The following is a 23,850-nucleotide window of genomic DNA, read 5'->3' on the forward strand; positions in this document are numbered from 1 at the left end:
ATTTCCCTCACAGACATTATTACTATTCAGTAATAATATAGCTAAATCCTTCTTTATTTTTGTAAAAGAAGATTTATTTTAGTCATAATCTCACTGCTCAGCTTTTCCATAACTGCCGAATTAACTTTTTGCCCCTGATATTCTTCAAGGCCAATAGGATCGCCTACTCTAACCTTTAGAGGGCGGAACCATCCCAGGGGTAATATCCTATTAGTGCCTACACAGGCCACAGGCACTACTGGAGCTCCGGATTTAAGGGCTATCATAGCTACTCCCGCCTGAGCCTTCAAATCTTCTTCCTTTAAGTTTCTCATCCCTTCGGGGAATATACCCAGGATTTTTCCCTCTTCCAGGAACAACAGGGCCTTTTTTATGGCATTTCTGTCAGCCAAGCCTCTTCTAACCGGAAATGCGTTGAGTCTTTTTACAAAAAAACCCAGCAAGTGATGGTCAAACAATTCGGCTTTGGCCATAAAATTAATTGGCCGTTTTACCGCGATGGCCACCACTATAGGATCCCAATAACTAACATGGTTGGCCGCCAGTATTAACGGACCTTTTTCTGCTATATTGTGTAATCCTTCTGCTTTCAAACCCAACAGGAAAAAAAGAACTTGAAGAATAGCCCTGAGAAACGAATATAACATCCTAATCCTCCCGGATAATGGCTAGAATCTTCTCTACCACCTGCTCAATTGTCATATTACTGGTATCTATCACAATAGAATCCGGTAATACCTTGAGAGCCCCCACTTCTCGCCGGGCATCATCTTCATCTCGTTTTATAATCTCATCTCTTATTGCTTCGAGTTGCTGTTCATAGCCTTGAGATTTCATTTCGGCTAAACGACGGCGGGCCCTTTCTGCAATACTGGCCGTTAAGAAAAACTTGAAATCAGCATCCGGCAATACACACTCCCCTATATCCCTTCCATCCATTACTACTGAATGGTTACAGGCCATTTCCTGCTGTCGCTGTACCATTAATTGCCTTATCGAGGGATAGGATGCCAGCTTGGACACATACGAACTAACTTGAGGTGAGCGTATTTCCTCGCTTACATCAAAGCTATCACAGAATACCTTTTGTTGAGAATTATCTTTTTGGAAATGGATATTAGTATTGGTGGCGAGCTCATAGAGGGCTTTTTCATCATCGAGATTTGTCCCCGTTTGCAGTGCTTTCCAGGTAAGACTCCGGTACATAGCTCCAGTATCAATATATATATATGACATTAATTGAGACAAAGTCTTGGCCACAGTGCTTTTTCCCGCACCGGCCGGTCCGTCAATAGCAATCTTCATCATCAAACCACCCAAAAATCTTCCCCTATATTCTAGCATAAGCCCCTGCGCAGGGGAAGTAAATTTGCATGAATAAGTGTTTCCTTAGCTAGATTTGGTTTCAGATGACCCTATGGTCGTAACCTTATTAGTGACACCCGCACGGTAAGCCACAACCACTGATGATGAAAAGTGAGTTAGTAGGCACTTGAATAGTAAGGTGCATAGGAAATAACTTAAACACCTCACAACTTACCCCTTACTCCTTACTTTTCTTGCCAAACTACAATCTTGATGTTTTTCGTAGAAGCTCCAATAATTATTGACTTATTAAGAAGTTAAAGTATTGAGCAAATCCCAAAAGCGGGGAAAAGAAATGTTCACCACCTCTGAATCCTCAATCACACTTTCCCCCTTGGCCGCCAATGCCGCAACCGCCAGGCTCATGGCTATACGATGATCCCCTTTGCTGGCCACCCGGCCACCCTTTAGAGAATCCGGTTTACCCTTGATTACAAAACCATCCGACCGTTCCCTGATGTCCGCACCCATTTTGGCCAGTTCAGTAGAAATGGCGGCAATACGGTCCGTTTCCTTAACCCTTAACTCCGCAGCTCCCCTGACAGTTGACTCTCCCTCAGCCAGGGCCATGGCTACAGCCAGGATAGGAATTTCATCAATAAGACGAGGTATAACGGCACCATCGATGTCAATCGCTTGCAGTCGAGAATGTGAAACAATAAGATCGGCAACGGGTTCTCCGCTGATAGTCCGCTCATTTTCCAGCTTGATTCGAGCTCCCATCTCATTTAAAATCTCAATTATTCCTGCCCGGCTGGGGTTTACCCCCACATGGCGAATGAGTAATTCCGAGCCTGGTATTATGCTAGCAGCCACCATGAAAAAAGCCGCCGATGAAATATCACCAGGAACCAGGAACTCCGTAGCTTGAAGTTCTTTGCCTGGTTTCAGCCTTATTTCCAGGCCATTAACAGCAATATCTGCTCCCATGGCGGTAAGCATCCGCTCGCTATGATCCCGTGTTTTTTGCGGTTCGCTTAGCAAGGTTTCGGAATCAGCATTTAAAGCCGCCAGCATTAGGGCCGACTTTACTTGAGCACTGGCCACTGGAAGCTGGTAGCTCAAGCCGGAAAGTCTATTCCCTCTAATTACCAGCGGGGGATAATTACCATTTTGCCGTGCTTGTATATTAGCTCCCATGATGCCCAGAGGTTCTATAATCCGTTTCATCGGCCGCTGGTTCAAAGACTCATCTCCATTAAGAATCGAGAGAAAGGGCTGTGCAGATAATAAGCCAGCCATTAGTCGCATGGTAGTGCCGGAATTTCCACAATCCAGCACCGTATGCGGTTCGCTAAAGCCGCTTAAGCCGCGCCCATAAACCTGCATCTCGGAATCCATGGCTGCAATCTTTATCCCTAATTGCCGAAGGCAGGAACAGGAGGAAAGGGTATCGTTGGCCTGTAAGAAGTTTTTAATAATACTCTTCCCCGGAGCAAGGGCAGAAAAAATTACTGCCCGGTGAGATATGGACTTGTCTGCATCAACCGAAACGTCTCCCTTTAATGGTTTCAAAGCACTATTTATCTTGCGCATTTTATCCTCCAAAATCCAAAGTTGATTCTACTACAAAAAGTTATTTATATTCAATAGCTTGTATAAATATACCGCTCACAGTCTTCGCATGGCAACAATCCACCTGCTTCACTTTATCCAGGATTTAATTCACTGCCTTGTAGAGCCATTACTGCCTTTTCGGCGTCTTCCAGCCGGGGAACCCCCAGGCGGATGGTACCTCCATCACCTTGATTCCTTCCAGTAATACTATCCCCGGCTTGATGCTATAGTTCTGATTTTACTTACCATCTTCTCGAAACGCTCCGGTGTTAACGATTGCGGTCCATCGGAAAGGGCTTCACTGGGATTCTGGTGAACTTCAACCATTATGGCATCACATCCTGCAGCCACTGCCGCCATAGCCATCGGCTCTACCAGTTTCCATTTGCCGGTTCCGTGGCTGGGATCAACCATTACTGGTAGATGGGTTAGCTGCTTGATAAGCGGTACTGCACTAAGGTCAAGGGTATTTCGCGTGTAGTTTTCAAAGGTTCGAATTCCCCGCTCACACATAATAACCTGATTATTACCGCTGGAAATAATGTATTCGGCTGCCATTATCCATTCTTCAATAGTAGCGGAAGCTCCCCTTTTCAATAAGACCGGTTTATTAACCTTGCCTAGTTCACGCAGTAAAAAAAAGTTCTGCATATTCCTGGCACCCACTTGTAGGATGTCAGCAAATCCAGCAACCATCTCAATCAAACGAGTATCCATTATCTCCGTAACCACCGGCAAGCCTGTAAGAGCGCGGGCCTCCGCCAGTATCTCCAAACCTTCCTTTTCCAGACCCTGAAAGGAATAAGGTGAAGTCCGGGGTTTAAATGCTCCTCCCCGGAGCATGGTGGCTCCAGCTTCCTTCACTAATTTAGCTATTTCCAGAAAATTTTCTCGGCTCTCCACCGCACAGGGACCAGCTATAATCTGTACTTGTCCACTGCCGATTTCAGTATTTCCCACCTTTATTATACTCGGTTCCATTTGAAACTCCCGCGAAGCCATCTTGAAAGGCTGCATTATGGGAACCACTTTTTCTACCCCGGGCATGGTCTCGAACAGTTCCATAAGTGCTGGGGTTTTATCCCCAATGGCACCGATTATGGTTCTTTCCACTCCCTGAGATAGATGAACCTTAAAACCTTTGTCCTGCAGTCTCTCTTTCACTACTTGGAGATGCTCCGGTAACGCATTTCTTTCCATTACAATAATCATTTAAGATTCCTCCTTCTGCGGGCAAAAGGTGAGAAAGCAAAAAAACCATTAGTGAAGAAGATCACCAATGGCAACATTTTCCATTGCTAATATTTCCCACCATCCTACCATACTACCATTTTATTATTCACCCTACCGTACTACATCTCAAGAATATCACGCCAGGAGACCCAAGGCAATAAAAGATTTAAGAAAATTACCTTTCCTTTTTTTCTATTCTGCGATTAACCAGTTGGATTATGCTTGCTGATTCTATAAATTGTTAATGCTGGAAGGATGGATTAAACCTATTCCCTCACCTTGTCCAGGCTTTAATTCCCTGCCTTTGCAAAGCTGTTACTGCCTTTTCGGCGTCTTCCAGCCGGGGAACACCCAGGCGGATGGTACCTCCATCACCTTCTCTAACCCGTAATATTTCAATGTCTACAATATTTATCCCCTCATGGCCCAGAATCTGGCCCAGGGCCCCGATAATACCGGGCTGGTCAGGAACGATACAGATGATATCGCAAAAATCCGGGATTAAACCCCGTCGAACACGAGGTATTTTATCCCTTATAGCCTTGGCCTCATGTAATAGTCTAAGTATATTATCATGATCGCCACCCGCCAACGCCTCTTTGATTACGGCCAAAGAAGATATAAGCTGGTCAAGATGAGGAACAATTTGTTCCCGATTGGAAAAAAGAATATCTTCCCACAGCTCAGGGTTGGAAGAAGCTATACGAGTTGTGTCCCTGAATCCCCCAGCTGCCATCATCAGATTTTCAGCTTTACCCTCGGTCAAAGCCACCAGGGCTACAGCCGTAAGGTGAGGAATGTGACTTACCGTAGCCACCAGTTGGTCATGCAAGGTGGCTTCCATAAATCGGATTCTGGCTCCGGTGCTTTGCAGCAATTCCACCATGAAATCTAGTACAGGAGCCGGGACGCCTGGTAGAGGGGTTAGGGCATAAACGGCATTTTCAAATAAATAACGATCAGCCCCTTGCACCCCCCGGGTTTCCGCGCCTGCCATAGGATGGCCCCCTATAGCCCAAATTCCTTCCGGTAAAGCCGCCAGCAATCGGCAGACCTCCTCCTTGGTACTGCCCACATCACTAACAATGCTTCCCGGCTTAAGATAGGGTCTTATTCTATTAATTATTTCCGAATAAAACCTCAAAGGGGTACATAGGAAAACAAGCCGGGCCTGCCTGGCTCCCTCTTCCAGGGAAATGGCCTGATCAATAACTCCCATTTCCAGCGCCTTATCCAGGCTGGCGGTATCCCGATCAGACCCCAGTATTCGGTGAACCAAAGGCGAGTCCTTGAGAGCTAATCCTAAAGAACCTCCGATAAGGCCTACACCCACTATTAAAACATCAGCTTGCATCTTAGCTATCCCCTGCCTTGATGAATGTTTCTCCGGCTCTACCAGTTTCCACTTACCATTACCATTTAAGATTTCATCCTTGGGCAAAAGGTGAGAAAGCAAAAAAACCATCAGTGAATATCACCAATGGCAGATTACCCGTTGTTAATATTTCCCACCGTCCTGCTATACTACCATTTTATTATTCACCCTACCACACTACATCTCAAGAATACCACGCCGGAAGTTTCAAGACAATAAGAAATTTTCTACAGTTAAAAAACAGGGTAAATCAATAAAAAACAATTAACAATAAAAATGGGGGGTAAAAGGTAAAGGGTTAAAACCAGGTGCATCTTAGCTTTCAAAAATTGGATTGTACTTTCCATCAGTGCTTTTGCACTATAGGCATGGGGGTCAGCAGCGAAATTCAGCAAATGGATTGGTAAATATAGCAGGTGTCCGTATTAGGAAGCAAAGGTATTGGCTGGGGTTGTCCCTTAAAAAATGACTCTATCAATTCATAAGCTTTATCAAATTTCTCGTAGAACATTACAATCAGGTCTCCCGTAAATGCATTGTTAATAGCGGCATTTAAAGCATCTGTTTCCGATAGAACAATCTCCATGTTCTCCCTATCAGCCCCACCACTAACAGCACCATTATATAAAATGCCAGCCACCTCACCAGCTGATCTTCCCCTAAGATCCTCATCCTCTTTAATATAAATTTTGGAAAATGCTTGCCCGGATATTTGGCCTATATCAAAAATTGTTTTATCAAGCCGGTCTCCAGGAACACCTATGATACCGACCAGTCTTGCAGCATTCATATTATTAATGAACTGCATCACCGATTGATATGCACTGTAGTTATGTCCATAATCAAGCAGTACGCGGAAACTCCCCATATCAAAAAGATTGAACCTGCCCTCATTGGCAGTTGGATCGGATGTAAAAGACATTAACCCCAACCTGATTACATTCTTTGCCAGGCCAAAAGCAGAAAGACTGGCCACCGCCGCCAATGAATTTTCAATATTACAGATAGCTTTTCCATTAAAAGTTATGGGTATTTCATTTATTGTCATGATTTCATCTCTAATTTTGTTTTGATATATGACAATAAGATCCTCTTCAATTACTACGGCCATACCATCCTGCTTTATGTGATCTTCAACCAGCATATTATCCCTATTTAAGGAAAATAACACTGGATTACAGCTAGCTTTGCGGACAATATGCTCAGTCATCCCGTCATCTGCGTTTAAAACCGCATAACCATTCGGTTTTATTGCCTCAACTACTAAAGATTTGACAAAAGCCATATCCTCCAAAGTATTAATATCATCCATTCCCAAATGATCTCCACTAATATTTGTAATGACACCAACATCGGCCAGGTCATATCCTAAACCTCTTCGAATAATTCCGCCTCTGGCCGTTTCCAATACCGCAACCTCAACATCTCTATTGTAAAGTATGGAGTGGGCACTAAGCGGTCCGGTATTATCACCTTCCGCGATACATTCTTTTCCTATATAAGTGCCGCTGGAGCAGGTCATGCCTACCTTTTGGCCAGCAAGTGATAAAACATGCCGAATCAGCCTGGCAACGGTAGTTTTGCCATTGGTACCTGTTATTGATATTATGGGAATCGAAGACATGCTTCCGGCGGTATACATTTGATCAAGAATAGCGGCAGCCACATTTCGGCCCTCACCTTCGCTTGGGTATAGATGCATTCTAAGACCTGGCGCGGCGTTTACTTCGATTATTGCTCCATTCTGCAGTGTTAATGGCTCGGAGATATTTTCCGTAACCATATCAATCCCGGCTACATTAAGTCCTATTATTTTAGCTGCCTTAATGGCCAATTCCTTATTTACCTGGTGAATATCCCCGGTACAATCGCGGGCACTACCCCCGGTACTAAGGTTTCCATTCCCCCTAAGATAAACTAGTTCTCCGATTTTAGGGATGCTGTTTTCATTTAATTCAGACCGGGCCAGGAACTCTTTGGCTACCGAATCCAAAAGAATTTTGCTTAACGGTTTCTCATGGCCTATCCCCCTGTTGGGATTCTTATTTGCCTCTTCAAGCAATTCAGAAATAGAATGAAGTCCATCACCTATTACATATGGAGGTCTTCGTTCTGCCACCGCTGCAACCTTATTACCTACAACTAAAATGCGATAATCTTTTCCCCGGATATATTTCTCAACTATAATATGTTTAGCAAAAGAATTTGCCAGGTGATAAGCCTTCCGCAACAAGCTTTCATCTTCGATGTTAGTGGTAACTCCTTTTCCCTGGTTGGCATCCCAGGGCTTTACCACGATGGGATAGCCTATTTGTTCCGCCAAAACAACGGCCCCGTCCTCAGAATTTACAATTCCCCCGCAAGGCACTGGAATATTATTTTCTTTTAATAAATCCTTAACCATTTGCTTATTCTTGGCCAAATCGACTGCGATACTACTTGTGCTACCAGGCAGGGAGGCCTCAATAAAACGCATCTGTTTGCCATAACCAAGTTGCAATAAACTGTCCCCGCCCAGGCGTCTAACCGGTATATGACGCCGCCTCGCTTCATCATAAATAGCTTGAGTACTGGGGCCCAGCTTGGAGTCAAAGGAAATTTGCTGCAAGCGCTTTAATACTTTATCAATAGCAATAGCATCGTTCCTAGCCAAGGCAAATACTATTTCCGCAGCAGCATTGCCTACCTCCAAAGCACAACTCTCATTTATATACTCATATATAATACAGTATCTATCAGGCTCCTTTATTAGCCGGGTTTTGCCGAAATAGACATCATAGCCCAGGATGCATTGCAGCTCAAGAGCCAGGTGCTCGGTAACATGAGATACCAGGGTACCTTCCTTCAGCCTCTGCACAAATCCACCTTCATAACCGGGTGAACAGTGGTGGTTGCTTAAACCCGGGAAACAGCTTAATAATCTATCATTAAAACCGGCAATCTCATTGGTTGTGATTTCTGCCCAATCACCTAATTCTACTATCATCTTAACAACAGGTTTATGGCTGTATATATTCCTGCCGCTATAATTGCGCATATTAACCACTTCCATTGGTTTATATCCCCCTATGATAACAATTGTTAATTAATGCTTATTAATTCCCGTCTTTTAAAATCAAAGCCATAACCTTTAGATAAAACATGAAGACTGGCATTGGTTATGGTCAATATTTCATCTGGCTCGAGTTCGGAAACATTGGTGCTTTTTATAGATCTGCCATCAATAACTGTTACTGCGTTATTCCCGAGAACCTCGAAGTATTCTTCCGGATAAACTCTGATGGCCGTATCTTCATCGATACCGATACCTAAAATTCCAGGATTCTCAGCTATGCCGCATAACAATCGGCCCAGCCTTCCCCGTTGATCAAAATGTTGATCGATGATTACCCCTTCCAATAGTCTCAAGCCGGGGGCCATCTTCAATGTGCATTTCCTGGCGGCATCATTACTGTTGCCTTCGACAATCATGGTACTGCACATAACCGAAGCACCTGCGCTGGTTCCAATTACAGGCGTTCCATGATCAAATGAATGCAACAACGCTTCATATACTTTGGTACCTCCAAGAATGCTGGTTATTCTAAGTTGGTCCCCACCGGTAAAAAAGAATCCGCTTACATCTCTAATTCTTTTTACATTATCATCCAGATTAGCTTCTTCACGGGAATTAATGCTTATAATGTCGGTCTCCCTAACCCCCAATCGCAAAAAAACATTTCGATACTCTTCCCCCACCTCTTCAGGATGTTGGGTTGCTGTAGTTATGATGCCCACCCTGGCATCCTCTCCACCGATGATTCTTACAACCTCTTCTAAAATACGGCTGTCACCATATTTATCTTCGGCACCACCGATAATTACCAGTTCTCCTTTTTTATAATGACTCAATTCAAAATCCCCCTAATGATATGCTATAAATATATCTAGTTTTCGTATTTACCCTTTTTAACAGCCTTCTGATCCTCAACAACTACCTGTCCCCGGGCTATTAAACGGTAGATGCTAAGATCATTTTCCTTTAAAACGAGAATATCCGCATCGCTGCCCGGCAAAAGACACCCCTTTTGGGGATATAGTTTCAATATCCGGGCCGGATTCAAGGTGACTGTCTTGATAACCATTGATAATTGCAGGTTATTTTCCAATACGCATGCCCTGATATCATTAAATAATTGACCTATATTGCTGATTCCGCCTTCATTGGAAGCGCTACCATTTCCATCGGATGAAACTGTAACTTTTTCCAGGTTAATCCCCTGGGCAACTAACATCGCGAGAGCTTTAGCTACACTATAGCCTTTTGTCTCACCGGCAGTTAAATCGATTTGGCCACCCCTTTTTAAAAATTCTATACCCTGATCAAAGAGTGTGGCATTTCTATTAATATGAGTAGGAACAAACATATTAATAGGGAAATCAGATTCCTCTACCAATCGGAAGAGAGATTGCAGCCCTTCTTCACCATCTCCTACATGCAGATGCAAAACACCCGCCTTGGCACCTAGCATACCTCCTGCATTCGCTTCCGAGGCCAAAGTTCGCAAATCTTGCAAGGAAGGATGGTTGGATCTATAATCCGCAATGGCAATTTCTCCTACCCCAATAACCTTGTCAAGTAAAGCGATATCAGTTAGCACGCGTCCGGTTAAAGTTTCAGTAGGACTACCATAGCTTCCGGTATAAATATATGTGGTAATGCCCTCGGCCTCTAATCCCCGGGCTTTGGCTAAAAGTCCGGCAATACTTCTGGTAATGCTATCAAAGCCTAAAACTCCAACTACTGTAGTTACTCCGGCCTCAACTATCTTACTAAACATAATTTCCGGAATCCGGCTAATGGGACCTTGCTCCCCTCCCCCGCCGGTAATATGAACATGCTGATCGATAATACCCGGACAAACCAAGCAATGCTGGCAATCTATTACTTCTACATCCCATAGATTGGCAGCTAATATCTCCTCTTTTATGTCACATATTTTGTCATTAGCAAGCAATATATCTTTAATGCCCATGTCATCCGGGGCAAAACAATGCCCATTTTTTAAGAGTTTAAACACATTTCCTCCTGATACGCTCTTTTCCATTTAATTTTGCCCAGGACGCGAGATATGATTCCCCGGATTATTTGCCGCAATTTACAGACTTTTCATTTAAGCATCGGAAAAAGACAAATTTCAAGCCGTTATATATTTATGCTGGGTCTTCTCTCGGACTGCCTGTATATTTTGCTTGAGGGAGCAAAAACTATACAGAGCTTCGCAAACACAATAGATAGTTTCAAGGAATTGGAGTGATGATAATGGCAAAAAAACCAGAACTTCCAGATAATACAAATCCCTACTGGATTGCATCTACCGAAGAAACTAATTATCCCACACTAAACGAAGATATAAATGTCGATGTAGCTATTATCGGCGGTGGAATAGTAGGCATCAGCAGTGCCTATCTTTTGAACCAGGCCGGTTTAAAGACGGCTGTGATTGAGGCAGATAGAATCCTTAACGGCACCACCGGACACACCACAGCCAAGATAACTTCCCAGCATGGAATTATCTATTCAAATATTAAGCAACAAATGGGTGAGGATTCAGCCCGGCAGTACGCAGAGGCCAACCAAAGTGCTATTCAGCATATCGCCGAAACCATAAGCATAAATGGAATTAATTGTGATTTTAAATGGTGTCCTGCTTTTGTATATACATGTTCTGATGAGTACATCAGCAAACTGGAGGAAGAAACTCAGGTGGCTTTAAGTCTGGGAATCAAAGCCAGTTATCTCGACAGTGTTCCTTTACCCTTTGCCGTAAAAGCTGCTATGCGCTTTGAGGAGCAAGCCCAATTTCATCCCCTCAAATACCTAAAAGCCCTGGCCCAGATATTCACTAGTGAAGGCGGACTTATTTACGAGAACACTGAAGCTGTGGATATTGAACATAACGATAGACCTGCGGTCGTGACCCGAAAGGGAAATAAAATCACTGCAGAAAAGGTAATTATTGCTTCGCACTTTCCGTTTTTTGATGGAGGAGGTCTGTTCTTTACTAAAATCTATCCGGAAAAGTCATATATTATTGCCGCCCAAATAGAGGAGCAATTTCCAGAAGGGATGTTTATAAGCGCCGAGGGCCCGGGACGATCGCTTCGTTCTCAACCTTTTAAAAACGGAGAAATCGTCCTTTTTGCAGGTGAACACCACAAAACAGGCCATGGTGAAGATACTATTGTTCATTATCAAAACCTGTTCAATTTTGCCCAGGAAAACTTTAATGTTCAGAATGTGCTCTATAGGTGGTCTACCCAAGATTGTATGACCATTGACGGTGTCCCCTATGTAGGGCAGCTAACCCCTCAAAACCCCAACCTTTATGTTGCCACAGGATTTGGGAAGTGGGGTATGTCCAATGGTACAGTAGCGTCTATGATTTTAAAGGACTTGATAAGCGAAGGAGATAACCCTTGGGCCAGAGTTTATAGCCCCTCCAGGTTTTTCCTCAAGCTTTCCAGTGTTAAAAGCTTCATCATTCAAAATGCCACTGTGGCCAAAGATCTTGTAACTGGAAAATTGGAAGGTTTGCCTGAGTACAGTGAACCAGATAAAGGCGAAGCAAAAACTGTTAATTTTGAAGGTGATCGAGCGGGAATTTATAAGGATGAGAACGATAAGCTGCACATGGTTGATACTACTTGTACCCATTTAGGATGTGAACTGCTTTGGAATAATGCTGAAAAGACCTGGGATTGCCCCTGTCATGGCTCAAGGTTCTCTTATAAAGGTGAGATTGTGGAAGGCCCTGCCATATACCAACTCCATCAGGCCAACGATGAGGCTAATATAGTGGAAGCTAAGATTTTCAAGTAACTTAAGACAGGTACCGTTTTAAATAAGAAGATTTTCCCGTTCCTTGGTTTTCCCTCTACTACGATTAAAAAGCAGGGTTAAGAAAGCCAGTCCGGAAAAGAAGATTGCGGAGAAATAGGCATAGCTCAGATTCATATCCAGCAAGTATCCCCCCAGGGAAGGACCAATAACCCGGCCCAAGCTGTCATAACCTTGTAGAACACCCATGGCCGTTCCCTGCGAACCCGTGGTTCTCTTGGAGGTGGCGGCAGAAATGGAAGGACGGATCAAACCGGTTCCCGCGGAAAATATTCCCATGTAGATGATTAATTCCAGCAGACTTTTGGCTTGCAAAAAAAGAGCAAAACTCGAAGCCATAAGAATAATACCGGCCCCGCTGGTCTTTTCTTCCCCCCATTTATTTATAGCCCTTCCTACCACGAATCCCTGAACCAGTACCGAAGCCAGGCCAGCACAGCTAAATATCAACCCCATACTGGTGGGCCCAAAACCCAGCTTGCCTTCCGCAAATAACGCAAAGGTACCCATATTGGTGGCTTCCGCCATGCTAGCCAGGAACATGGCGGTAAATAAAAAAGCCAGGGGGCTTTTTAAACCTTTCAGGAGGGGGGCGCGGTCAATTTTTTGCGCTTCAGAAACCCGGTCTTCCACAGGTAAAGACTCTTTAACCAGAAAGAGTATGCAAAAACAGATCACAACCGACAAAGAACCCGCCATCACAAAAGGAGCAGCCAGGGATATATGGGCCAGACCGCTTCCTATAGCCGGGCCGAATATCATACCCATCCCCATGGAAGCCCCTACCATCCCCATACTGGCTCCTCTTTTTTCCGGGCTGCTGGTATCACCCATCACCGCCATAGCCGTGGGTACAGTGGCACAGGATAAAGCTCCGCCGGCTATCCTAGCAACGAAAAGAACCCATAAGGAATTAGCCAGGGCAAAAATAAAAAAGGTCAGAGTAAAACCAAACATCCCCACTAATAACACCGGTTTTCGTCCTACCCGGTCGGAATAGCTTCCCCAGAAGGGTGCAAAGATGAACTGGCAGAGGGCATAAACGGTCATCAATAAACCCAATTGGAAGGCACTGGCTCCCATAGATTCAGCGTAGTATGGCAATATGGGCATAATAATGCTGAATCCTATACCCACCATAAAGATGGAAAAAAATAGGGTAGCTGAACTCCGGTTGAATATGCGTTCTTCAGTCAAAAATATATCCTTCTTTCGATTAGCATGATACCAGACAATTAAACCAAATATATAATACTATACTACCATTCAACCAGGAACGCTATATTGGGGACCACCATAAATAAGCATACCAAACAACATTTTATTGTATTCCGTTAATTAAGTTCAGTAATGTTTATGGTCACCTCCGCCAGAGGAAATATTACCACCCCCTTTTTTTCTTTTATCTATTACTATTTTATTACTACGCATGAAAGAGGGAGTATCTCTTAAACAATTATATTTCATTAGCCTTGTCGTATTAAAAAGCGATATACTTGAGGAAGGAAACATAAGTTGATTATTGTCAATATTTGTCATCCATTAGAAACATGAAAGGAGGAGGATCATGCTCGGGAAAACTGTTCAGGAAATCAATGTCGGTGACACAGCCTCGTTCAATAAAAGTGTGACAGAATATGATGTATATTCCTTCGCCGGAATCACCGGTGACTTCAATCCGGCCCATATAAACGCAGTATATGCGAGTGAGACTTCTTTCGGTAGGATAATTGCCCATGGTATATTATCAATCGGCTTTATTTCTAATGTACTGGGGACTCAACTCCCCGGGCCAGGTAGTATCTATATTCACCAGGAATGTGATTTCAAGAAACCGGTTTTCATCGGTGATACAATAACCGCAACCGTTAAGGTAACCAAAAAGGACGAAGCCAAGAACCGGGTATGGCTTCATACCTATTGCACCAATCAAAGGGATGAGATTGTAGTCGATGGCGAAGCGATCATGATGCCAGTTAGAAAGAAGCCTGCCTAACTACATATTTTTCCAAAGGCAGTTTCTGCGAGTTATGGTTTAACGGTATGGGAACATAATAAGGGGGCAAAGGAAATGCTAGGTAAAACGATCGATGAAATCAATATTGGCGATTCAGCGGACTTTACTAAAACTGTAACTGGATATGATGTCTATTCCTTCGCAGGCGTTACTGGCGACTTTAATCCGGCTCACATCGACAGTGAATTTGCCAGTGAAACCTCTTTTGGCAAGACAATTGCCCATGGTATATTATCGATCGGGTTTATTTCCAATGTACTGGGGACTCAACTTCCCGGGCCAGGCAGCATTACCGTGGGTTTGGAGTGCGATTTTAAGAAACCGGTTTATATCGGTGATACAATAACCGCAACCGTTGAGGTGACCAAAAAAGATGAAGCCAGAAACCGGGTCTGGCTACGCACTTATTGTACCAACCAGCGGGGTGAAATCGTGGTCGATGGCGAGGCCAAAATGATGCCGGTAACAAAAAAGCCTTAACAACTTAAACCAGCACCCTGCTGTTATTTTCGACTAGGTGAGGTTTGTCCCACAAGATGTTGCGAAAAAAGATACAATAACTAAGCATGTGACAAGTAAAAACTTGAAGAATGCTTCCCGAGCACATTTATTCACCATCCATTTCCCACATTAATCTAGCGCCACTGTAATTATTATCCGTAGCTAGGGAGATAAATACACAGGAATTTCTTGATAAGCTGACCTGGATGGGGATACGGATTTTGATACAGATGCTTGAGGCAAAGCTGACCCCAGGACTTTTATGTGATTGATGCCTGCATCGGTAGCTCCCTGGAGTTCACACCCTTCAACCTGCAACAATTGGATATATTCGATGATCTCCTGGGTAATTCTCTCCCCCATGCAGATTACCGGGATTCCCGGCGGGTAGGCCATAATCATTTCACCAGATATTTCACCACTTGATAATTCCAGGGGAACAATTCTTTTAGGGCTATAAAAAGCATCACGGGGGGTAACGATCATTTCCGGGCAAAATGGAATATTGAACCATTTAGATGCATCTTTGGTTTCTCTCTCGTCAGCGATTTCCCTGAATGCTGCTACTAGTTTCCGCAAATTCTCTCTCCGGTCACCCAGACTTACAATAGCTAAAGCATTGTATATGTCAGAAAACTCGATTTGAATTTTATAGCGCTCTCGGAGAATTCTTTCGATCTGGTAACCAGTTAATCCAAGTTTTCTAACATGAATACCTAGTTTGGTTTCATCAAAATCAGCGCATCCCGGGGAACCTATTAGTTCTTTACCAAAAGCGTAGATATCCTCGATGTCATTTAGCTCCTGGCGTGCCTGTCTGGCCAAGGCCAGGGTTTTGTTTAAAAGAAGCTGCCCTCTGGTAGCTAGTTGTTTTCGGGCAACATCAATAGATAACATTAGGATATAGGAAGCGCTGGAAGTGTAGCTCAATTGCAGTACTTGTTTGACCCGGTCCACCGAAATTCTGTCCCCCTGGTGCAGCAGCACGGATGACTGGGTCATGGCCCCCCCTGTCTTATGCAAACTTACTGCACTCATATCGGCTCCTGCCTCTATAGCGTTTAAAGAAAATTCCGGGTGAAAATATAAATGCGCCCCATGGGCCTCATCGGCAAGTACAGTCATATTAGCCTGATGGGAAATCTCCACAATGCTTTTTAAATCGGAATGGATTCCATAATAAGATGGATTAATGATGAATACTGCCTTAGCCTGAGGATGCTCCTCAATCGCTTTTTGAATGCTTTCTGCACTGACACCGGTGGCAATTCCCAGCACTTTATTGACCTGTGGTTGCACATAAACCGGGATCGCCCCGCTCAGGATGATTGCTCCGATCGTTGATTTATGAGCATTCCGCGGAATAATTATTTCATTGCCGGGATTGCATGCGCTCATGATCATAGCCTGAACCCCGGAAGAGGTACCATTCACAAGAAAATATGCTTGTTCCGCTCCAAAAGCCTCAGCGCAAAGATGCTGGGCTTCAGCAATCACTCCAGAGGGGTTGCCAATGTAATCCAACTCCTTCATCCCGTTAACATCCATTTTAAGCACTTTTGAACCAATGTATTTACGTAGTTCTGGATTTCCCCGGCCTTGCTTGTGGCCCGGTACATGGAAAGGGATTACGTTTTCTTCAACATAGCCTTTTAAAGCATCCAGTAAAGGTGTCTTTTCTTGGTCCATATCCCTGTAAATACCCCTTTATTCGTTGTACAAATGCTGGCAGCTAAGACCAAGACAATTTGCCATGGTTCATTGCATGATGCATTGTATGAATAAGAGTATTATAGTGTGCATATTGAGATGGATAAGCAAAATAAGAGCTGAAGTATTATGACTATATTAATGAGGTGGAATCGTGGAAGTGGCTTTCTTCATGCCTTTTTCAACAATCGAAGGCATGGGATTGTAATAATCTTTGCCCAGTTTTTTGGTGGTTATTCTACCCTGCTGGGGATCTTCTATGGTCAGCCATGACCGTACTACCGCACCATCCATCCCTTGCAAAATCACCTTTTCTTTTCCAGCCTCAAGGGCATAGTTTTTCCTGTAAATATTATAAGTTTTAATTTCTTTTACTATTTCGTGGTGCCATTTAACTTTAGGAGGAGTTGTTTGCCCATAGAAGGCAATATAAAGCCGGTTCCCGATACTCTCTGCCCAGATTAAAATAGGATAAGGGCTATTGTTCAAAAATTTAAAATCCTTAACTCCATAACAAACCGTTGCATCTTGCCCGAGCGGCACATAGGGAACCGGCATGCTGTGGGCGTATCGTTCAATAACCGGCAAATTCGACAAAATTGTAACATTATACAGGGTTGAAGCAATTTTGCATACCCCCCCGCCAACCGTAGTTTTTAACTGATGGCCAATATAAACGGGTCCAGGTTGAAATCCTTTATCCTGGCTGTAGGGCCCAATTTTCTCATTTTGAGAAAATATTTGGCCGGATTTTACAACTGTTCCTTGCAATAAGCAGGCAGCAATGTAAACGTTGGTCTCTTCCCCCGGCAAAGGGTTCTGTAATACTGTACAGTAGTTGGCTAATTGTATCTTGGCTTTATTCTCGGCCATAGCTGCTTGAAAGTCCGGGTCATTTTCCCAGGGAAGTAAAGTTACTGAGCTTGAAGCAGATGGGGTTGAATAAATAATTCTGTCCTTTGATGTAGCATAAGGCAGAAAATCCAGATTTTTCCCGGGACGGTCAGACAAATTGTCAGTATATATAGCATGATTTATTGTTCCTAATAATAAAATAAGTAAAGAAATCAATCCAATCCTGATATATCGAATGCGCAATATTAGTCCCCACTTTTCCATTATTCTATATTCATATGAGTATTTTGTTCTATTATCAAAATGCATAAACTACCGAATGTTATTAAATGTAGTATAAACAGGAATTTGCGCGGAACCATTGGTAAAATTAAAAAGGAAATTCCAGCTTCGTTTTTTGGTAATGACAGAGTCTGAGCAGGCTTGTGAATTCTACTACAGTGAATAGTAAGCTTGCTTAAACCGATTTTTCTTTGGGAGAAAGCAATATGGGTTTTTAATATGAAAGGTCGTAAATCAATGGTAATTTGGTTGGCCTTGGTAGGAATGCTATGTTGGGGAATTGCGCCCATATTCGCGAAACTTGGTTTACAGAATGTTAATCCCGCAACTGGTTTGGTTTTAAGAACAATAATTGCTGTGGTTCTGGTCAGCACCTGGATGGGAGTAAGCGGTGGAATTACTCAATTTAGACAAATAACTTTCCATCAATCAATTCTGATCGCGGCGGAAGCAATACTGGCTACCGTAGTTGGAGACCTGGCATATTTCGCAGCGATTAAAGGTGGAAATGTTTCTATTGTATCTATGATCATGGCAGCCTCACCCCTGGTCACGATGATTTGTGCTGCGCTTTTTTTGGGTGAGCCCATTACGGCATGGAAATGTCTGGGGGCCGGATATATTGTCATGGGCATCTTTTTACTATTATAACAAGGTAAAATATGTCCCCCGCTTCTTTAAGCGGTCGGTTCCTATTAACAAAACAGGCGGCGGGTTCTAATTCTCCCGCCTCGTTGCAGCGTTGTGTTGAAACTGCTTCGCAGTTTCTTCCGAAGCTTATAAAAATGGAAGGCGATAATGAATCCTCCTTAGCACTCCATGCTTTTCGGAAATTTCAAAAACAGCAGTTTGTATACGTGAAAGCGGTGTTCGAACCAGGAAGTATAAGCCGATAGAAGTTTTACAGCAATAATGATATGCTAATAGACGCCGCGATTAGGCTACCGGCAATCTTATCCCGGGATCAGTTCAGGTGCCCCGTCAATCTGGGTATCTTTTACAATCAGTTGCTGTTCACCTGTTACATAGAATATATCTGGATTTATAGTTGAGCAATATAACGGAAAGATTATGGTTAAAGCCTGTCTTCCGGAGAATAATTGGTTATATGGCTATCTTTTAAGTTTCGGTAATGGAATGGAGGTAGTTAATCCTCCGCATATTCGCAGCATTTTGGCTGCTATGCGAAAACCTTAATACACTTTTCACCATATCAGCTTGAGTAATAGAACTTCTGTTCTTAATTCTGCTATAATATAGCTATCCTGAATGAAAGGACTATAAATCATGCGAACCGGTACGGCCAACCTCCCCCTACATGGAGGCAAGTGTCCTGCCTGGCTTTTTACCCACATGAAAGCCTTGAGCAGGGCCATTATTGAAGTGATTTTAGAAGAAGATGGGCCCGATGAAGTCCTGCGCCGGCTTTCCCACCCATACTGGTTTCAGGCTCTGGGCTGTGTAGTCGGTTTTGATTGGCATTCCTCTGGGGTAACTACCACGGTTTGCGGTGCCTTAAAAGAAGGCCTGGCAGAGTTAGGGCCTCAGGCCGGTCTCTTTGTAGCTGGAGGAAAAGGGCGTACCGCCCGTCAAACCCCTTTAGAAATTATGAATCATGCCGATCGCCATGGATTGAGCTGTTCAGCCGAAGATCTGGTTTATGCCAGCAAAATGTCGGCCAAGGTAGATAGTGCAGCAGTACAGGATGGCTACGATATTTATCATCATTGCTTTTTCTTTACCCAAGATGGTCACTGGGCGGTTATTCAACAGGGGATGAATGAAGACTTGCGGCAAGCGCGGCGTTACCACTGGCTGGGTGATGCTGTGGAATCGTTTACCGTAGAGCCACAGACCGCTATTTGCTGTGACTTTAAAGCGGAAACCTTAAATCTGGTAGCCGGCGAAAATGAAAAGATTCGCGAGTTCAGCACCCATTTAGTACAGGAAAACCCTGATCGGCTGCTGGCGGAGATAAAACGCCTGCAGGAATCTTCCCTGACTTTACCGACCTGCCATCCTATACCTCGAACAGGCTATCTTAACAAGGCCTTGTATGCCGCTTATGATAAACACCCGCAGGATTTTGAAGCCCTGCTTAATGTATCCGGAGTAGGTGCTGGTACCCTGCGAGCACTTTGTCTGGTTGCCGAAGTAACCTATGGAACCCGGCCCAGTTTTAGCGATCCGGTACGCTATTCTTTTGCCCACGGTGGCAAAGACGGCTTCCCTTTTCCGGTTAATGAAGCGGATATTGAACAATCCTATACCACCCTTAAACTTGCACTCCGCAAGGCTAAAGCCGGGCAGCGCGAACAGCTTGATGCCTTAAGAAAGCTAGCCCGATGGCATAGTGAATCCATAAGGGTGCAAGCCAGCCCGATTCCTCCTTCCCCTCCCCAATCTGTAAGTTCAAAAAAAAGCCGGGTTCAGCAGCCGAGATTGTTTGACTAATTAGCACTGAATCATGCGTTGTTTAGACATTCCAACTTTCCCAATAACAGGATAAGCGCTGATAACATAACACTTTTTATGATCCTCCATTTTTCAATTAAAGTTGTATGCAGGAACAGTATTTATCGATAAAAATCACTGGTTGGTTAGATTAAAACCGCTAAAATCTATCGTTTCCGCAGGAAACAACCACTGCCTAGTAGTCAATAATCAAGACGTCTTGGGTGTTATTTTGCCTTAGATTACTCACTATCCTTATTAGGCAGCAAGTTAGCCCGCTTTATTGCTCCGGGGCCAAAGCGATCCCTTATTTCATCCATAAGCCGGTCAATGCTTTTATAATCAGCGTTTGATTGGGGCTCAAATAAACTCCCCTGCTCCAAACTTGCAGCCGGTGACAATTGCCCCAGGGATAAGCCGAAAAGGCGCAGGGGTTGTTTGTTGTTATAGGAATGATGTAATAATTCGCTGGCAATTTGGGTTACGATTATATCGGAATTGCAGGGATTTATAGTCTTGCTGCGGGTGATGGTTTTAAAATTACTATATCTTAGCTTAATGGTGATGGTGGCAGCAAAAAGCGCTTCCTGGCGCAATTTCCTGCACAACTCAGCCGCAAACTGCACGATTAGTTTTTCCAGGTAGGCGGTATCGTTTATATCCTCAGGGAAGGTTTCTTCCCGGCCCAGAGACTTCCTTTCATGTTCCGGTTCCACTGCCCTTCTATCAATTCCATGAGCCAGTTCCCAGAACAAGCGGCCGGCTGAGCCGATTTTGTCTTCCAACCATTCCGGCGGCGAGTCTTGAATATCGCCAATAGTTTTTATACCCAGTTTGTCCAGGCTCTGCTCTGTCTTCTGTCCTATCCCCCATATTCGAGATACCGGCAACGGTCTTAATAGTTCTAATGCCTCACTTTCTGTAATAATGCGTAAGCCATTCGGTTTATCCATATCTGATGCCAGTTTGGCCAGGAATTTGTTATAAGAGATGCCTACTGAAATGGTAAGCCCCAGTTCGGAATAAACCTGCTCGTTAATCAAGCAGCCGATTTTTTCCGGGCTGCCATACAAACTGGAACAGCCGCTGATATCCAGGAAGGCTTCATCAATAGAAATAATTTCCTTAATGGGAGAGTACCGGCTTAGGATGGAAAATACCTGTTTTGATATTTCCAGGTAGCGAGGCATATTAACCGGAAGGAAAACTGCCTGGGGGCAAAGTCGGTAGGCCTGAGCAATAGGCATAGCCGATCGGATGCCGAACTTTCTGGCTTCATAGGAGCAAGTGGATACTACTCCACGGGAATGCATACTTCCTCCTACTACAACTGGTTTCCCCCGCAGCGAGGGGTTATCCAATTGTTCAACTGAAGCAAAAAAGGCATCCAAATCACAGTGTAGGATATTAGTAAGTTCTGCCATAGATTGCCCTCCGACAAAATAGATGTATAGTCAATTATAGCAAATCATAGGGCTCTCCCCACCTAAATCCAATTATTGTTTTTTAATTCTTATTTCCTTTAAAAATCACCTTGATAATAACCCATTTTAAATACCAGAAAACAGTATAATATTATTAATCCCAATACAGGTAGAGCAAAACATCTAATCCAGAAACAGGTGATGATGAAATGAAAATCGATAGACTGATTTCAATTATAATAGTCTTACTCAGGCGCGAACGGGTTCAAGCCAAAGAACTGGCGGAAATGTTTGGCGTTTCCGTCCGTACCATCCTGCGTGACGTTGATACTATCAACCTGGGCGGAATACCTATCATAACTTATCAGGGTGTGAATGGAGGTATCAGTATTGCTGAAGGTTATCGCCTAGATAAAAGCGTACTCAGCGCCGGTGATATGGCTACCCTAATTTCCACCTTAAAGGGAGTTGCCGCCAGTATACCTGACAGCCGTTTTGATATATTGGCGGAAAAACTGAAAAATCCTCTATCAACATCACAGCTGGAGTTGCTTGACCTGAAGAGCAGACAAATGATAATCGATTTGTCTCCCTGGGGAACTAATGAGCAACTCAAAGGCAAAATAACGCTACTGCGCCAGGCTATTGAAAACTATAGAGAGATTGAATTTGCTTATATTGATGCTGCCGGTACAAGAAGCATACGGCAGGTTGAACCCTATGCACTGCTCCTCAAGGGGCAATCGTGGTATCTTTTTGCCTGGTGCCTGCTCAGACAGGATTTCCGCCTCTTCAAGCTGATACGGATTAAGAACCTACAGCTTGTGAACATAACTTATCAACCCAGAGAAGTACCAATGGAACAAGATTACTTTGAAAACCAGTGGCAGGAGACAGCCAGGCCGGTGGAACTGGATCTGCTTTTCGATAAAGAGATGGAAAATGTAGTGGAAGAGTGTTTCGGCGGGGATATAATGAGGCAAGATGACGGAAGAATTATGGTTAAAGTGTGTTTGCCGGAAAACAATTGGTTATATGGCTATCTTTTAAGTTTTGGCGGTGGAATGGAGGTAGTTAATCCTCCGCATATTCGCAGCATTTTGGCGGCGATTGCCGAAAAAATTTATAAAACATATTCCTCTTAAACCTGTCATATAGTTGTCATGTTTGGCATGCTATAATCGAGAAAAATATATGAGGAGGCCATACATATGCAATATCAGTTTGTTGTGGAAGAAAAGAAGGCTCAACCCACTATATCCGTCCGTACCCGGACAGCAGTTGAAAATTTGCCCCAGGTATTGGGGAAAGCCTATGGGGCAATTATGAACTACCTGTTCGAAATAGGTGTCCAGCCTGCAGGTGAACCTTATGTGGGCTACTTTAATATGGATATGCAGGACCTGGATTTAGAATGTGGCTTACCGGTGGCACAGCCGGTTGTTGGCAATGATAAACTTAAACCCAGTGAAATCCCGGCCGGAAAACAAGTATCCTGCCTGTATACCGGGCCCTATAATCAAATCGAGCCTGCTTATAACGCCATTATGGCGTGGATACCGGCCAATGGGTATACACCAACCGGCGTCTGTTATGAATTTTATCTCAACGATCCCGCAGAAACGCCGGAAAATGAACTGTTAACCAAAATTGTCTTTCTTCTTAAGTGATAGCCAGAAGGAGCTATGTTTAATAGCTGAAAAAGATTTGATTTTGGATGCCGGTCATAAGCTGGTCTATGAGGAATGATATTATAGATGGTCAAAACAATTAATATTTAGTGGAGGTGTCTAAATGCTAAGTCTATGTGGAGTAAGCTGTGGCGAATGTAAAGATTTTAAACAATCTTGTGCGGAGTGCAGGGCCATTTCGGGCAAAGTCTACTGCGATTGGTGGGTCGCTAGTTTGGTTCAGATATTTGTCCAATGTATGACTGCTCCATTAACGAAAAAGGCTTTGAACATTGCGGCCACTGTAACAAGCTCCCTTGTCAGATTTATTATGCTACTCAAGACCCTTCCACCGCCAACGAGGAGCATATAGATGGCATAAAACAGCGCGTGAAACTATTAAAAGAGATAATGTCCATATGAAAACAAAATTGAGGAGTCAAAGGAAACTGCCCCTTTGGCTCCTTAATAGCTGGCAGCCCCAATCTTGGCTAATGCGCTATATTGCAGCAGGGTAGGATTGTTTT

At 43.8% G+C, this 23,850-nt stretch carries 19 protein-coding genes and 1 pseudogene; 8 read left to right on the forward strand and 12 right to left on the reverse strand.

The genetic code is table 11. From position 1 onward, the window contains the following. Window positions 1-53 precede the first annotated feature (53 nt). The 8 genes from SWOL_RS06960 to iadA all read right to left on the reverse strand — a co-directional run bounded on the left by SWOL_RS06960 (window position 54) and on the right by iadA (window position 10,590). Window positions 54-647, reverse strand: coding sequence for a lysophospholipid acyltransferase family protein (locus tag SWOL_RS06960; RefSeq protein WP_011640752.1), 594 nt, complete (start codon window positions 645-647; stop codon window positions 54-56). 1 nt (window position 648) lies between these two features. Continuing rightward, on the reverse strand, window positions 649-1,344 hold the full coding sequence (gene cmk, locus SWOL_RS06965; RefSeq protein WP_242649308.1) for a (d)CMP kinase: 696 nt from the start codon (window positions 1,342-1,344) through the stop codon (window positions 649-651). A 270-nt stretch (window positions 1,345-1,614) separates the two neighbouring features. Beyond that, window positions 1,615-2,901 (reverse strand): 3-phosphoshikimate 1-carboxyvinyltransferase, encoded by a 1,287-nt coding sequence (gene aroA, locus SWOL_RS06970; RefSeq protein WP_011640754.1) that lies wholly within the window; start codon window positions 2,899-2,901, stop codon window positions 1,615-1,617. Between the two features lie 228 nt (window positions 2,902-3,129). Next, the gene (aroF, locus tag SWOL_RS06975) at window positions 3,130-4,134 is read right to left on the reverse strand and encodes a 3-deoxy-7-phosphoheptulonate synthase (protein WP_011640755.1); all 1,005 of its coding nucleotides are present in this window, start codon (window positions 4,132-4,134) and stop codon (window positions 3,130-3,132) included. Between the two features lie 295 nt (window positions 4,135-4,429). Beyond that, window positions 4,430-5,596: a prephenate dehydrogenase gene (locus SWOL_RS06980; protein ID WP_207635273.1), complete on the reverse strand. Its 1,167-nt coding sequence runs from the start codon at window positions 5,594-5,596 to the stop codon at window positions 4,430-4,432. Window positions 5,597-5,918: 322 nt separating this feature from the next. Then, window positions 5,919-8,582 (reverse strand): cyanophycin synthetase, encoded by a 2,664-nt coding sequence (gene cphA / locus SWOL_RS06985; RefSeq protein ID WP_011640757.1) that lies wholly within the window; start codon window positions 8,580-8,582, stop codon window positions 5,919-5,921. 29 nt (window positions 8,583-8,611) lie between these two features. Continuing rightward, window positions 8,612-9,421 (reverse strand): cyanophycinase, encoded by an 810-nt coding sequence (locus tag SWOL_RS06990; RefSeq protein ID WP_011640758.1) that lies wholly within the window; start codon window positions 9,419-9,421, stop codon window positions 8,612-8,614. Between the two features lie 35 nt (window positions 9,422-9,456). Continuing rightward, complete coding sequence (gene iadA, locus SWOL_RS06995) at window positions 9,457-10,590, reverse strand: beta-aspartyl-peptidase (RefSeq protein ID WP_011640759.1); 1,134 nt, start codon at window positions 10,588-10,590, stop codon at window positions 9,457-9,459. Window positions 10,591-10,826: 236 nt separating this feature from the next. Here iadA and SWOL_RS07005 point away from each other — a divergent pair, with 236 nt between their 5' ends. Further along, the gene (locus tag SWOL_RS07005; RefSeq protein WP_011640760.1) at window positions 10,827-12,392 is read left to right on the forward strand and encodes an FAD-dependent oxidoreductase; all 1,566 of its coding nucleotides are present in this window, start codon (window positions 10,827-10,829) and stop codon (window positions 12,390-12,392) included. Between the two features lie 18 nt (window positions 12,393-12,410). On the opposite strand, the gene SWOL_RS07010 is transcribed toward SWOL_RS07005, so the two are convergent. After that, on the reverse strand, window positions 12,411-13,607 hold the full coding sequence (locus SWOL_RS07010) for an MFS transporter (protein WP_081424805.1): 1,197 nt from the start codon (window positions 13,605-13,607) through the stop codon (window positions 12,411-12,413). A gap of 370 nt (window positions 13,608-13,977) precedes the next feature. Between SWOL_RS07010 and SWOL_RS07015 the strand changes: the two genes are divergently transcribed. Together SWOL_RS07015 and SWOL_RS07020 are read left to right on the forward strand one after the other, a co-directional pair. Then, window positions 13,978-14,406 carry a MaoC family dehydratase gene (locus SWOL_RS07015; RefSeq protein ID WP_011640762.1) on the forward strand — a complete coding sequence of 143 codons (429 nt, stop codon included), beginning with the start codon at window positions 13,978-13,980 and terminating at the stop codon, window positions 14,404-14,406. 75 nt (window positions 14,407-14,481) lie between these two features. Beyond that, window positions 14,482-14,907 (forward strand): MaoC family dehydratase, encoded by a 426-nt coding sequence (locus tag SWOL_RS07020; protein ID WP_011640763.1) that lies wholly within the window; start codon window positions 14,482-14,484, stop codon window positions 14,905-14,907. Between the two features lie 183 nt (window positions 14,908-15,090). Here SWOL_RS07020 and SWOL_RS07025 read toward each other — a convergent pair whose 3' ends face one another. Both SWOL_RS07025 and SWOL_RS07030 read right to left on the reverse strand, forming a co-directional pair. Beyond that, entirely contained in the window at window positions 15,091-16,617 is a 1,527-nt protein-coding gene (locus SWOL_RS07025) for an aminotransferase class I/II-fold pyridoxal phosphate-dependent enzyme (RefSeq protein WP_011640764.1), read from the reverse strand. A 159-nt stretch (window positions 16,618-16,776) separates the two neighbouring features. Then, window positions 16,777-17,736: a VanW family protein gene (locus SWOL_RS07030; protein WP_011640765.1), complete on the reverse strand. Its 960-nt coding sequence runs from the start codon at window positions 17,734-17,736 to the stop codon at window positions 16,777-16,779. Window positions 17,737-17,994: 258 nt separating this feature from the next. Here SWOL_RS07030 and SWOL_RS07035 point away from each other — a divergent pair, with 258 nt between their 5' ends. From SWOL_RS07035 to SWOL_RS07040, 3 genes and pseudogenes are all read left to right on the forward strand, one after another. Then, window positions 17,995-18,426 carry an EamA family transporter gene (locus SWOL_RS07035; RefSeq protein WP_242649309.1) on the forward strand — a complete coding sequence of 144 codons (432 nt, stop codon included), beginning with the start codon at window positions 17,995-17,997 and terminating at the stop codon, window positions 18,424-18,426. 417 nt (window positions 18,427-18,843) lie between these two features. After that, window positions 18,844-18,972, forward strand: a complete 129-nt coding sequence (locus SWOL_RS15155; protein ID WP_479725397.1) for a WCX domain-containing protein — start codon at window positions 18,844-18,846, stop codon at window positions 18,970-18,972. 111 nt (window positions 18,973-19,083) lie between these two features. Further along, window positions 19,084-20,229: pseudogene (locus tag SWOL_RS07040) on the forward strand (DUF763 domain-containing protein); the annotation flags it as partial. A 242-nt stretch (window positions 20,230-20,471) separates the two neighbouring features. Here SWOL_RS07040 and dinB read toward each other — a convergent pair. Beyond that, window positions 20,472-21,653, reverse strand: coding sequence for a DNA polymerase IV (dinB, locus tag SWOL_RS07045; protein ID WP_011640768.1), 1,182 nt, complete (start codon window positions 21,651-21,653; stop codon window positions 20,472-20,474). Between the two features lie 209 nt (window positions 21,654-21,862). On the opposite strand from dinB, the gene SWOL_RS07050 reads away from it, so the two are divergent. Both SWOL_RS07050 and SWOL_RS07055 read left to right on the forward strand, forming a co-directional pair. Then, window positions 21,863-22,798, forward strand: coding sequence for a helix-turn-helix transcriptional regulator (locus SWOL_RS07050; RefSeq protein WP_011640769.1), 936 nt, complete (start codon window positions 21,863-21,865; stop codon window positions 22,796-22,798). A gap of 66 nt (window positions 22,799-22,864) precedes the next feature. Further along, window positions 22,865-23,323, forward strand: a complete 459-nt coding sequence (locus SWOL_RS07055; protein ID WP_011640770.1) for a GyrI-like domain-containing protein — start codon at window positions 22,865-22,867, stop codon at window positions 23,321-23,323. The last annotated feature ends 527 nt before the right edge of the window (window positions 23,324-23,850 follow it).

The sequence above is a fragment of the Syntrophomonas wolfei subsp. wolfei str. Goettingen G311 genome (genome assembly GCF_000014725.1).
Classification (GTDB): Bacteria; Bacillota; Syntrophomonadia; order Syntrophomonadales; family Syntrophomonadaceae; genus Syntrophomonas; species Syntrophomonas wolfei.